Consider the following 11,557-nt stretch of genomic DNA (forward strand, 5'->3'; position numbering starts at 1 on the left):
GTTTTAAATAATATTAACAACAGACGAGGTACATAAATGTATCATCTCGATGTCTACGGCACTCTGGTCGCTGCTACACTCGTGCTATTACTCGGACGTAAACTGGTAAAGTCAGTTTCATTTCTTGAAAAATACACTATCCCTGAACCCGTTGCAGGGGGATTATTAGTCGCTTTTACCCTGTTAGTGGTTAAGCAAGTATTTGATTGGAGCCTCTCCTTCGACTTATCACTGCAAGAACCGATGATGCTCGCATTCTTTGCGACCATTGGTTTGAATGCTAACTTAGCGAGCTTAAAAGCTGGCGGTAAAGCATTGTTAATCTTCATTTTTGTCGTTGTCGGTTTATTGCTAGTTCAAAACACAGTCGGTATCGCACTTGCGAAATTATTAGGTTTAGACCCTCTTATGGGGCTATTAGCCGGCTCAATCACTTTATCCGGTGGACATGGTACAGGCGCCGCTTGGGGTAAAATCTTTACTGAAGATTATGGCTTCAAGAGTGCAACTGAAGTTGCAATGGCTTGTGCAACCTTTGGCTTAGTACTTGGGGGACTTATTGGTGGTCCTGTTGCACGTTTCTTAATTCGCAATATCCCAACACCTGGTACCGCGGATGAGGACAAAGATGTTCCTACCGCATTTGAAAAGCCACAATCCAACCGCATGATCAACTCGATGGTGTTGATTGAAACTATTGCGTTGATCGCTATCTGTTTGCTAGCAGGAAGCTGGATTGCAGGGCTACTATCAGGCACCGCATTTGCACTGCCTAAATTTGTTTGCGTATTGTTCGTCGGTGTTATCTTAAGTAACAGCCTGTCTTTACTTGGTTTTTATCGAGTATTTGACCGCGCGGTTTCTGTCATGGGTAACGTCAGCCTATCCTTATTCTTAGCCATGGCATTAATGAGCTTAAAACTGTGGGAACTGGCGTCTTTAGCAATCCCAATGTTAGTCATTCTCGGCGTTCAAGCTTGCGTTATGGCAGGATATGCGATTTTTGTTACCTTCCGTGTGATGGGCAAAAACTATGATGCTGCCATTTTAGCCGCGGGTCACTGTGGTTTCGGTTTAGGGGCAACACCAACCGCTATCGCTAACATGCAAGCGGTAACCGATAAATTTGGTCCATCTCACCTCGCATTCTTAGTCGTGCCGATGGTGGGGGCATTCTTTATCGATATTGTGAATGCGTTAGTGATTAAGTTCTACTTATGGTTACCAGTTTTCCCAACGATTGGTGGCTAGTACAGAACAAGTATTGAAGTAAATACAAACATATATAACTAAATGTATAAATAAAGCAGGTATTGCCGTGGACATGGATGTGTTCACGGCAATTTTCATTTTAGGGTAGGGAAAAGGTTAGGGCAGGAAAAGTTTAAGCGTGGCTATATTGTTCGCGCTCAGGGAGCCAGCGTTCAATAATCTTTTGGGCATGCTCAGGGTAGTATTGTTGGATGTGTCGTGCCAACCGTTGCACTTCTGGCAACATATATTGATCACGTAATAAATCGGCAACTTTAAAATCTGCATTCCCTGTCTGCCTTGTGCCTAGCAGCTCTCCGGGACCTCGAATTTCTAAGTCTTTTTGGGCAATCACAAAGCCATCATTACTGTCTCGTAAAACTTGTAAGCGCTGCTTGGCGGTATGAGTGAGCGGCGTTTTATAAAGTAGCACACAGTGAGACGCGACAGAGCCACGACCAACCCGTCCCCGTAGTTGGTGCAATTGTGCTAATCCAAGCCGCTCAGGGTTATCAATAATCATTAGGCTTGCGTTCGGAACATCCACCCCGACTTCGATAACGGTGGTAGCAACAAGTAACTGGATTTCGTTATTCTTAAATGCCGCCATGATGCTCTGTTTTTCAGCGGGTTTCATGCGACCATGCACCAACCCCACCTTGAGTTCAGGTAGTGCCAGAGCCAGCTCTTCGCTGGTAACTTGGGCGGCTTGCGCTTCAAGCACCTCTGAGTCATCAATCAATGTACACACCCAATAAGCTTGCCGTCCTTCCTCTAAACAGGCTTGGCGAACGCGCTCGACAATATCACTGCGTCGGGTATCAGGGATAGCCACTGTAGTTACAGGGGTTCTTCCTGGTGGGAGCTCATCAATGACAGAAGTATCGAGGTCTGCATAAGCAGTCATCGCCAGCGTGCGTGGGATTGGCGTAGCGGTCATGATTAACTGATGTGGATGGAACCCTTGTTGCTCACCTTTTTCACGCAGAGCGAGCCGCTGGTGAACGCCAAAGCGGTGTTGTTCATCAATGATGACTAACCCTAAAGAGTGAAAGCTCACTTGCTCTTGGAAGATGGCATGGGTACCGACTACCATCGAGATTTCACCACTCGCAATGGCATCTTGTTGCTGCTGGCGGGCTTTACCTTTTTGTTTACCTGCTAACCAGCCTACTTTGATACCTAGAGGTTCAAACCATTGCTTAAAGGTATTTGCGTGCTGCTCTGCAAGAATTTCAGTCGGTGCCATTAAGGCAACTTGTTTACCATTTTCAATGGCACACAGTGCGGCTAATGCAGCCACAAGTGTTTTACCGGAACCGACATCACCTTGGATCAAACGCATCATTGGGGCATTTTTCTGTAAATCAGTTTCGATTTCTGCCACGACGCGTTTTTGCGCGTTAGTGGGTGAGAACGGCAAATTTGCCAGTAAAGGCGTTTTAAACTTTCCAGATGAAACTAATGGTTCAGCATAGAGCCGTTCATTGCCAGCCCGAATGGCAAGCATACTTAAATGGTGAGCCAGTAACTCTTCGAGGATCAAACGCTTTTGGGCTGGGTGATGCCCTTTTTCCAACTCTTCTAACGAAATATCCGGTGGTGGAGTGTGTAACAGTCGGATGGCGTCGGGAAGGCTAATTAGGCTACGACTGAACTCTTCAGGCAGTAATTCTTGAATATTGCCACTTTCTAACATGGTGAGCGCTTGCTCCATCACTTTACGCAGTGTGGCTTGGCGGACACCTTCGGTTGTCGGATAAACCGGAGTTAGGTTCTCTTGAAGGGCGATATTATCCGTTTCTTGAGAGACTTTATATTCAGGGTGAATAATTTCAGGTCCTGTATTACCACGACGCACTTCTCCGTAGGCAGTCACTTGGCGACCTTCGGCTAAACTGTTTTTCATTGCAGCAGAGAAGTTGAAAAAACGCAGCGTTAGGTTGCCTGTACCATCGCTGATCAGGCAGGTCATCATTCTTTTACGTCCAAAAACGACTTTGGTTTGTAGAACGTGACCAGTGATAGTGGCTGTTGTGCCGGGCATCAAGTCTTTAATCTGATAAAGACGCGTATGATCTTCATAACGCAGTGGAAAATGCAGAAGCAAGTCCTGAACTGTGTTCAACCCGATTTTACTCATTTTTTCTGACTGGCTGGCACCAATGCCATGAAGTGAAGTCAGTGAAATGGTATTAAGCAGACCACGGTTCATGTTGATTCCTTAACTGAGTTGTTTTCTCTTCATTTTTTCAGAAAGCTGCATTTGTGCCCACCAAGCATCATCAGCTTCTATCTGACCTTGCTGATTGATAAATGGGCGAGGAAGCCCTTTGCGTTTAGCAACTTCAGCCAATACAGGATAGCCGCCTTCAAATAGCCATTCTTGTTGTTCTTGCTCAGATAATAGACTATTTTCTCGGTCATACATGCCTGCGAGTTGGCGCTGACGTTGGGCTTCATACAAAATAAGTGCAGAGGCGACAGAGACATTGAGTGACTGCACCATACCAACCATTGGGATGATAATATGTTGATCTGCAAGGGCTAATGCCTTATCCGAGATACCCGTTTTCTCTTGTCCCACCATAATACAGGTTGGGCGGGTATAATCAATTTCTCGAAAATCGACAGCCGTATCTGACAGATTCGTGACTAAAATCTGCATACCTTGGGATTTTATCTGAGTAATGGCGCTTTCGGTGGATTGGTGCGAGATGACTTTTACCCAACTATTACTTCCCGCTGCAGAGGAGACGGAGAGTTTAACCTGTTGGTCTGGCCAAATGGCATGAATTTTATGGATCCCGACTGCATCAGCACTGCGCACAATTGCAGAAACATTATGAGGCTTATGAATTTCTTCAAGACAAAGTGTTAGGTCGGGCTGCCGCATCGCCATCATTTGGCAAATGCGGCGATAGCGGCGTTCATTCATAGTGAGAGTTCGTATTTTTAATGATATCGACTAATTACGGTTACGGCTGACGCGTAGAACATCTGGCATGATACGAATTTTACGCATCACGTTAGCCAATTGAATACGGTTTTTAATCGACAAGCGAATAAAGGCGCAGTAAACACGACCATCTTTCTCTTCAGTGTTCATGCTTTGAATACTTGAGTTCGCATCATTGATAGCGGCGGTCAAGTTAGCAAGGGCACCTTGATGGTTTATCATATCGACTTTAATTTCAGCGATAAAATCCGTGTCTGTCTCGGTATCCCACTCAACAGCCATAAATTTATCCGGTTCTTTCTGATAACCACGGATATTACGGCAAGATTCATGGTGAATAACCAATCCTTTACCTGGGCTAATATGCGCAATAATTGGGTCGCCCGGGATAGGACGGCAGCATTTAGCAAAGGTAATTAAGACTCCATCAGCCCCTTTGATGGACAGCTTATTACGGTTTTCCATAATCACTGGTTCTTCAACGGCACTTGACTGAGCACTCTGAGGGTTACTTTGCAAGTTACGAGCTACTACAACACTCATGGCATTACCTAAACCAATTTCGGCAAGTAAATCGTCAATAGAGTGGAGCTTCATGCGAGCTAATTCGGCATCAATACTTTCACGAGGTATATCCGTGATTTTGGTGCCTGTACCTAGTGCATGATTGAGTAAGCGACGACCTAAATTAACGGAGTCTTCGCGTTTTAAATTCTTCAGTAACTGACGGATTTTTGCACGTGCTTTTGAACTTACCACAAAGTTCAACCATGCCGCATTTGGTCGAGCGCCTGGAGCCGTAATAATTTCTACCGTTTGACCGCTAGAAAGTGGCTGGGAGAGTGGGTAAGGTTGGCGATCAACTCGCGCACCCACACAAGCATGCCCAATGTCAGTATGCACGGCATACGCGAAGTCCACCGGTGTTGCGCCTGTCGGTAATTCGACAATACGACCTTCGGGGGTGAAAACGTAAATTTCATCAGGAAATAGGTCTGATTTTACGCTTTCAATAAATTCAAATGAGCTTCCCGCACTCTGTTGGAGTTCGAGCAAGCTTTGCATCCAACGCTGGGCTTTCACCTGCGCAGTGGTTCCCAATTCGCCTTGTTCTTTATATGCCCAGTGAGCAGCAACACCCATTTCGGCCATTTGGTCCATATCTTCAGTACGAATTTGTACTTCGACAGGTACCCCATGAGGTCCAATTAATGAGGTGTGGAGGGATTGGTATCCGTTAGCTTTAGGAATAGCAATATAGTCTTTGATTCGCCCCGGACGAGGTTTATAAAGACTGTGCATTTGCCCTAAAACACGGTAGCAGGTATCAACGTCTTCAACGATGACCCTAAAAGCATAGATATCCATAATGGAATGGAATCGCTGCTCTTTTTGATGCATTTTCCGATAGATAGAATACAGATGTTTTTCGCGACCACTGACTGTACAGGGTACACCTGCTTCCGTTAATCGACCGTCAATTTCAGAAAGGATTTTTTGGATCATTTCTTTACGGTTACCACGAGCGGATTTCACCACTTCCTTGATAACACGATAACGGTTTGGATACAGCGCTTCGAAACCTAACTCTTCGAGTTCGGTTTTAATATGGTGGATACCTAAGCGATGCGCGAGAGGACTGTAAATTTCCAGTGTTTCACGCGCTATGCGGCGACGCTTATCGGGTCGTAATGACCCAAGCGTGCGCATATTGTGAGTACGGTCTGCCAGTTTGATCAAAATGACACGGATATCTTTCACCATTGCCATGATCATTTTACGGAAGTTTTCTGCTTGAGCTTCTTTCTTGTCGCGGAAATTCAGCTTATCCAGTTTGGAAACCCCTTCGACTAAGCCGGCGACGGTAGTTCCAAACAGCTGCTCTATGTCTTGAAATGTCGCTGGAGTATCTTCAATCACATCATGAAGTAGCGCAGCCATCAGTGTTTCATGATCCAAACGCATTTCAGCCAGAATACAAGCAACAGCAACAGGGTGAGTAATATAAGGCTCACCACTGGAACGGGTCTGCCCTTCATGAGCATCCCGTGCGACAACATAGGCTTTTTTCAGTAATTCAACTTGCTCTTTTGGGAGATATTGCTGAATTATTAAATTTAGGCTTTCAAACAGATACAAGGCAGACCCACCTTAGTAATTAGCGACGACCTTCAGCGATCGCAGAAACTGCCTGCATTTCAGCGGCTTCTTGCTCTTGCTGTTCTTGGCGTTCACGCACATCCAAAATGTGACCGTTAATTAAACCTTCTTCTACTTCACGTAGCGCGATAACAGTGTGCTTATCGTTTTCTTCTGGAACTAAAGGATCTTTACCACCAGTTTGTAACTGACGAGCTCTACGTGCTGCGACCAGTACGAGGTCAAAACGGTTACCAATTTTTTCTACTGCGTCTTGAACAGTTACGCGTGCCATAAGTGTGCTACTCCAAAGAAATAAAAAAATGACCTGATATGATACTGAAACTATTCTCAGTCTGCTAGTAATTTGCTGATTAAAGCATCATGTCGCTGGACTTGGCGACCTAATCTCAAGCGCTCGGCACGCATGATAGATTGTAAATCGCTCAGTGCAGTGTTGAAATCGTCGTTTACAATGACGTAATCGTATTCATTGTAATGCTCAATTTCGCCAACTGCTTGTGACATGCGCTTTTCAATGACTTCATCACTATCTTGACCACGACCACGCAGACGGCGATATAGCTCATCTCTTGATGGCGGTAGAATAAAAATACTACGTGCCTCTGGCATTTTCGCGCGAATTTGCTGAGCACCTTGCCAGTCAATATCAAGAAACACATCCACGCCACTATTTAAGACTTCCTCAATAATGGGTTTTGAGGTGCCGTAGTAGTTACCGAAAACACAGGCATGCTCTAAAAAGTCATTGTTCTCAACCATCTGAAGAAATTCAGCTTCAGAAACAAAGAAGTAATGCTCGCCATGAATTTCGCCTGGGCGTGCAGCTCGAGTTGTATGAGAAACAGAAACTTGAGTGTCATACAACGGTTGTGTCTTCAGTAATGCTTGGATAAGACTGGACTTACCTGCGCCACTAGGAGCAGAGAGAATATATAACGTGCCTTGTATCATGATGATTTCTTGAATATTTGTGGGTTAGACATAAAAGATAGTGATAAACCCTACATAGTATACACGTACTTAAGACAACATGCAGCGATATCAATTAACCATGAAATAAGAGTAAAAAAGTTTTGGTTATTGGAAAATTGTGAACGCCTTCCAGAAAATAAATTTAACTTAATGAAAATACCATCTGTTTTGCGAAGCGCTATGCAATTAACGGCATTGCCTGCTGTCGCCCTTGATTTATTGACTCAGAATGTAATGCAACACATAGCAGTTCGGAACATGGTATTAAACTTAAATATAATAGGGACATTATGCATTATTTTTCAGTCAGGAAACTCTGGAAATTTGGTTGGTTCTGCCTATTACTTCAATCTGTTATTTCAATAGGCTATGGTGCGGAAACCGTAGATTCTCAAAAAGCATGCCGCTCATTAGATAATGAATTAACAAGAATGGAACAGCGGCGGCTGGGAGAGCAGCTACAAGAGTGGGACAGGCAATATCAGATTGGCGGTGTGAGCGGTGTGAGTGACGAGGTTTATGACCAACTTTTGGCGAAGTGGCAGCAGGGGCAGCGCTGTCAAAATTTACCTGACACTCTAGTACAACCGTTACAGTCTAAAACTGAACGATTAATAAAGCATCCCATACCCCATACGGGATTGAAAAAATTAAAATCAGAAGAAATAGCAGCATGGATAAAGGCTCGTAATGAAGTTTGGTTGCAACCTAAAGTCGATGGTGTTGCAGTGACTCTGCACTATGAAAATGGACGTTTAGTGTCAATGATTAGTCGAGGCAATGGGAGTGAAGGACTGAATTGGCGCGATAAAGCCGATTTTATTCGAGCTATTCCCAAAACTATTTCAGCGAAGCAATCTCTTGTTTTACAGGGGGAATTATTCTGGAAGCTCAATGGACATGTACAAAGTGCGGATGGTGGAAAAAATGCACGGAGTAAAATTGCGGGTTGGCTGATGCGCAAGGAGCTACCTACACAGGTCACGGATGATATCGGCATTTTTATCTGGGCATGGCCAGATAACTCTGTCGCTATGAATCGTCAATTGAGTGAATTATCGACGCTAGGATTTGATTGGGTACAACGATATAGCCATTTAATCTCTGACTATCAATCAGCAGCCAAGTGGCGTGACCACTATTATTCAGCGCCGATGCCATTTGCAACCGATGGTATCGTTTTGAAAAGCTTTCCATCGCCGCCTTCATTGGCTTGGCGAGCAAACCAAAACAGTTGGAGTGTGGCATGGAAATACCCGTTAAAAAGCGTGGTTTCAGAGGTTATGGATTTAACTTTTCGGGTAGGAAAATCAGGGGCTGTAAATGTTATTGCTAGCATTGATCCGGTCACGATCGATGATAAAAAAGTGAGTAAAATTCGCATTGGCTCGCTCAATTCCTGGAAACAAAAAGATGTGTTAGTTGGGGATAAAATCCAGCTAACGTTATCAGGACATGGGACGCCATCTATGGAAAAAGTCATTTGGCGGCGAGAGCCTAGGTTGCATCCGAACACATCCTCTCTCGAAAACTTTCATTCATTGAGCTGTTTAGCATACACACCAGATTGTGCTCCTCAATTTGTTGCTCGCCTGGCTTGGCTAGGTAAACAATTAAAGATTCGCGGGGTGGGCGAAAAAACATGGAAGATATGGGTAGATCAATATGGACTCTCAACGTTACTTGGCTGGCTTTCTCCTCATTGGCAAGATTCATTACCTAAGAATAAGAAAACGACAAATACGCTTAGCCAGCTACAAAAAACATCTATGCAGCCAATAACAAATTGGTTGAAGGGGATCGGAATTCCTTTAGAAATTAAACATCTAAGCAAGATATCAACGATAGAAGAATTGAGTGAACAAGAGACTGTGGAGGCGCTGGGTTTATCTGAAAAGCGGAAGCAGGCATTAAAGTACTGGTTGGCAGAGCCTGAAATTCAGAAGGTGCTATACACTTTGCAGGAACTGTATACTCTGCAGAAGCTAGATATCAGCCATTAGCGGTTAAACGAATGGCTGATGGGAAAATCAGTTTTGGTTAATCTTGGCTTTCATAATTAAAAATAGGTAATCCCAAACGGTAGCGGATGGCAAGCAGCCTGGCACTTAAACCTGCGACCAACGTGATAATAACCACGATATCTTTAGGGAGCGGTGTATACAGCAAGCCGATATATAACCATGCGGCAGCAAAAGAGACGCCTGCGTAGACTTCTTTTTGGAAAACCAGAGGGATGGTGTTACACAGCATGTCACGAAGTACACCCCCAAATACACCGGTAACTACAGCCGCAATGGCGGCGATAATAGGGCTATAATTCATATCGAGGGCTATTTGAGCACCAAGAATAGAGAAGACGATTAAGCCAATTGCATCAAGTATTAAGAAAAGCCGACGAAGGTGTTTCATCATCGGGGCTATCCAGATGGTGACAATGGCGGCACCTGCCACGGTCATGATGTATTCGGGGTGGGCAACCCAACCTAGAGGATAGTGACCGAGTAGAATATCACGAACAGAGCCACCGCCGATGGCTGTCGCAGAAGCAATAATAATCACGCCAAAGACGTCCATTTTACGGCGTCCAGCAGCTAAAGCGCCTGTCATGGCTTCGGCAGTAATACCAATAATATAGAGAACACTTAATAACATGATGGTTTTATTCAATACTATAGTGATTGTCTAAGGGTAATATTACTTGTGAAACTTCTCGACTGAGATTTTTTATTCTCTTAAAGAATTGATTAGTTAAAGTAATCCGATAGCCTGTGTTAAATGATGTCAAAGGATAACAGATTGAATAATAAAATGCCTTATAAAGAAATGTGTATTACTGATGATTCGCAAAGTCATCAGCTTACAAATATTAATGTTTGGACACCAGATAGCCAGTGGTTAGCTTATGATGTTCGACCAAGTGGCAGTTCATTTACCGGGCAAACCATAGAAAAAATTCATGTTATTACCCATCAAAAAGTAGAAATTTATCGAGGGTTGCATGGTGCCCATGTTGGCGTAGTCACTGTAAGCGCTGAAAATCCTCCTCGTTATGCTTTTATTCAGGGGCCAGAGTATCCCGATGAGTCTTGGCAGTATGATTTCCATCATCGCCGAGGTGTTTACGTTGATGATTGCCAACTCGGTAATGCACATCCGATTGATGCAATGTGCATTACGTCACCCTATATGGCGGGTGCGCTCAGAGGTGGAACACATGTTCATGTTTTCAGCCCTGATGGGAAGTGGCTGAGCTTTACCTATAATGACCATGTTTTACATGAGCTCGATCTTCAATTAGACCAACGCAATGTGGCTGTTGCCGTACCTGCAGGCGCTGTGACTGTTGAACCTATTGGCCATGAAAGAGAATATAGCGGCGATTTTTTCTGTAGTGTTGTGACGAAGACGACTTTGGCGCCAACTCCGAATAGCGACGAGATTAGCCGAGCCTATGAAGAGGGGTGGGTTGGTCAACGTGGTTATATGAATCAACAAGGTCAGTGGCAACGGCGTGCATTAGCGTTTATTGGAGATACGCATCATCAAAATGGCGAAGTGATCCCTGAAGTTTACTTAGTTGATTTACCCGAAGATCCAAATGAATTCAAAATCCAAGGCGATGAACCTCTGCAAGGTACCGAAAAAACCATGCCAGCGCCGCCTAAGGATGTGAAACAAAGGCGTTTAACGTATACGCATCATCGGAAATTTCCAGGGTTAGCGAAACAGCCAAGACATTGGTTGCGTTCTTCACCAAATGGCGAATCAATCGCCTGTTTGATGCATGATGATCATGGCATTGTGCAATTATGGTTGGTGGCAACGGCAACAGGAGCGCTCACCCAGGTGACATTTGGCAAGTTTTCAATTCAGTCTGCATTTAGTTGGAATAAGACTGGTGAGTATCTCTGCTTTGTGTATGACAATAGCGTTGTACGTTGCCATGTGGCGACCGGAAATTTAGAACGGTTAACTCAGAGAACAGAAATAGCCCCTGTGGCAGATGCTGTTGTCTTTTCTCCAAATGATAAATTTGTAGCATTTATGCGAGATATTAATGGGTTTAGACAGATTTATATTGTTGAAACAGGGTTGTCTAATTAAAGTTTATCTGGAATAACACTCATGAAGAATAAAAAGGTGGGTATTCATCTTTTTATTCTTCAAAAAAAGAGGGGTTAAGTAATCATTAAATTAAATGCTCAATAT

9 protein-coding genes are annotated in these 11,557 nt (G+C 44.1%); 3 read left to right on the plus strand and 6 right to left on the minus strand.

The window, feature by feature from the left end:
* The first annotated feature begins 36 nt into the window (after positions 1–36).
* Positions 37–1,251 (plus strand): sodium/glutamate symporter, encoded by a 1,215-nt coding sequence (gltS, locus tag JK188_RS13585; RefSeq protein WP_036948572.1) that lies wholly within the window; start codon positions 37–39, stop codon positions 1,249–1,251.
* Positions 1,252–1,384: 133 nt separating this feature from the next.
* On the opposite strand, the gene recG is transcribed toward gltS, so the two are convergent.
* Genes recG through gmk form a run of 5 tightly spaced genes read right to left on the minus strand, consistent with a single transcriptional unit; the run spans position 1,385 to position 7,324 of the window.
* Positions 1,385–3,466 carry an ATP-dependent DNA helicase RecG gene (recG, locus tag JK188_RS13590; protein ID WP_211887177.1) on the minus strand — a complete coding sequence of 694 codons (2,082 nt, stop codon included), beginning with the start codon at positions 3,464–3,466 and terminating at the stop codon, positions 1,385–1,387.
* A gap of 9 nt (positions 3,467–3,475) precedes the next feature.
* Positions 3,476–4,189 (minus strand): tRNA (guanosine(18)-2'-O)-methyltransferase TrmH, encoded by a 714-nt coding sequence (gene trmH / locus JK188_RS13595; RefSeq protein ID WP_036948577.1) that lies wholly within the window; start codon positions 4,187–4,189, stop codon positions 3,476–3,478.
* Between the two features lie 30 nt (positions 4,190–4,219).
* Positions 4,220–6,349, minus strand: a complete 2,130-nt coding sequence (gene spoT, locus JK188_RS13600) for a bifunctional GTP diphosphokinase/guanosine-3',5'-bis pyrophosphate 3'-pyrophosphohydrolase (RefSeq protein ID WP_211887179.1) — start codon at positions 6,347–6,349, stop codon at positions 4,220–4,222.
* 19 nt (positions 6,350–6,368) lie between these two features.
* Complete coding sequence (gene rpoZ, locus JK188_RS13605; RefSeq protein WP_006659598.1) at positions 6,369–6,644, minus strand: DNA-directed RNA polymerase subunit omega; 276 nt, start codon at positions 6,642–6,644, stop codon at positions 6,369–6,371.
* A gap of 56 nt (positions 6,645–6,700) precedes the next feature.
* The gene (gene gmk / locus JK188_RS13610) at positions 6,701–7,324 is read right to left on the minus strand and encodes a guanylate kinase (RefSeq protein WP_211887181.1); all 624 of its coding nucleotides are present in this window, start codon (positions 7,322–7,324) and stop codon (positions 6,701–6,703) included.
* Positions 7,325–7,635: 311 nt separating this feature from the next.
* Here gmk and ligB point away from each other — a divergent pair, with 311 nt between their 5' ends.
* The gene (gene ligB / locus JK188_RS13615; RefSeq protein ID WP_211887183.1) at positions 7,636–9,348 is read left to right on the plus strand and encodes an NAD-dependent DNA ligase LigB; all 1,713 of its coding nucleotides are present in this window, start codon (positions 7,636–7,638) and stop codon (positions 9,346–9,348) included.
* Positions 9,349–9,385: 37 nt separating this feature from the next.
* Here ligB and JK188_RS13620 read toward each other — a convergent pair whose 3' ends face one another.
* On the minus strand, positions 9,386–10,000 hold the full coding sequence (locus JK188_RS13620) for a trimeric intracellular cation channel family protein (protein WP_036948588.1): 615 nt from the start codon (positions 9,998–10,000) through the stop codon (positions 9,386–9,388).
* Positions 10,001–10,123: 123 nt separating this feature from the next.
* Between JK188_RS13620 and JK188_RS13625 the strand changes: the two genes are divergently transcribed.
* A complete protein-coding gene (locus tag JK188_RS13625; RefSeq protein ID WP_211887185.1) occupies positions 10,124–11,452 on the plus strand; it encodes a DUF3748 domain-containing protein in 1,329 nt (442 codons plus the stop codon).
* Positions 11,453–11,557 lie beyond the last annotated feature (105 nt).

It is taken from the genome of Providencia sp. JGM181 (assembly GCF_018257375.1).
GTDB lineage: Bacteria > Pseudomonadota > Gammaproteobacteria > Enterobacterales > Enterobacteriaceae > Providencia > Providencia lanzhouensis.

Coding starts and splice junctions, on each gene's coding strand:
- gltS (WP_036948572.1), top strand. CDS start 37: ATGTATCATCTCGATGTCTACGGCACTCTGGTCGCTGCTACACTCGTG.
- recG (WP_211887177.1), bottom strand. CDS start 3,466: ATGAACCGTGGTCTGCTTAATACCATTTCACTGACTTCACTTCATGGC.
- trmH (WP_036948577.1), bottom strand. CDS start 4,189: ATGAATGAACGCCGCTATCGCCGCATTTGCCAAATGATGGCGATGCGG.
- rpoZ (WP_006659598.1), bottom strand. CDS start 6,644: ATGGCACGCGTAACTGTTCAAGACGCAGTAGAAAAAATTGGTAACCGT.
- gmk (WP_211887181.1), bottom strand. CDS start 7,324: ATGATACAAGGCACGTTATATATTCTCTCTGCTCCTAGTGGCGCAGGT.
- ligB (WP_211887183.1), top strand. CDS start 7,636: ATGCATTATTTTTCAGTCAGGAAACTCTGGAAATTTGGTTGGTTCTGC.
- JK188_RS13620 (WP_036948588.1), bottom strand. CDS start 10,000: ATGTTATTAAGTGTTCTCTATATTATTGGTATTACTGCCGAAGCCATG.
- JK188_RS13625 (WP_211887185.1), top strand. CDS start 10,124: ATGATGTCAAAGGATAACAGATTGAATAATAAAATGCCTTATAAAGAA.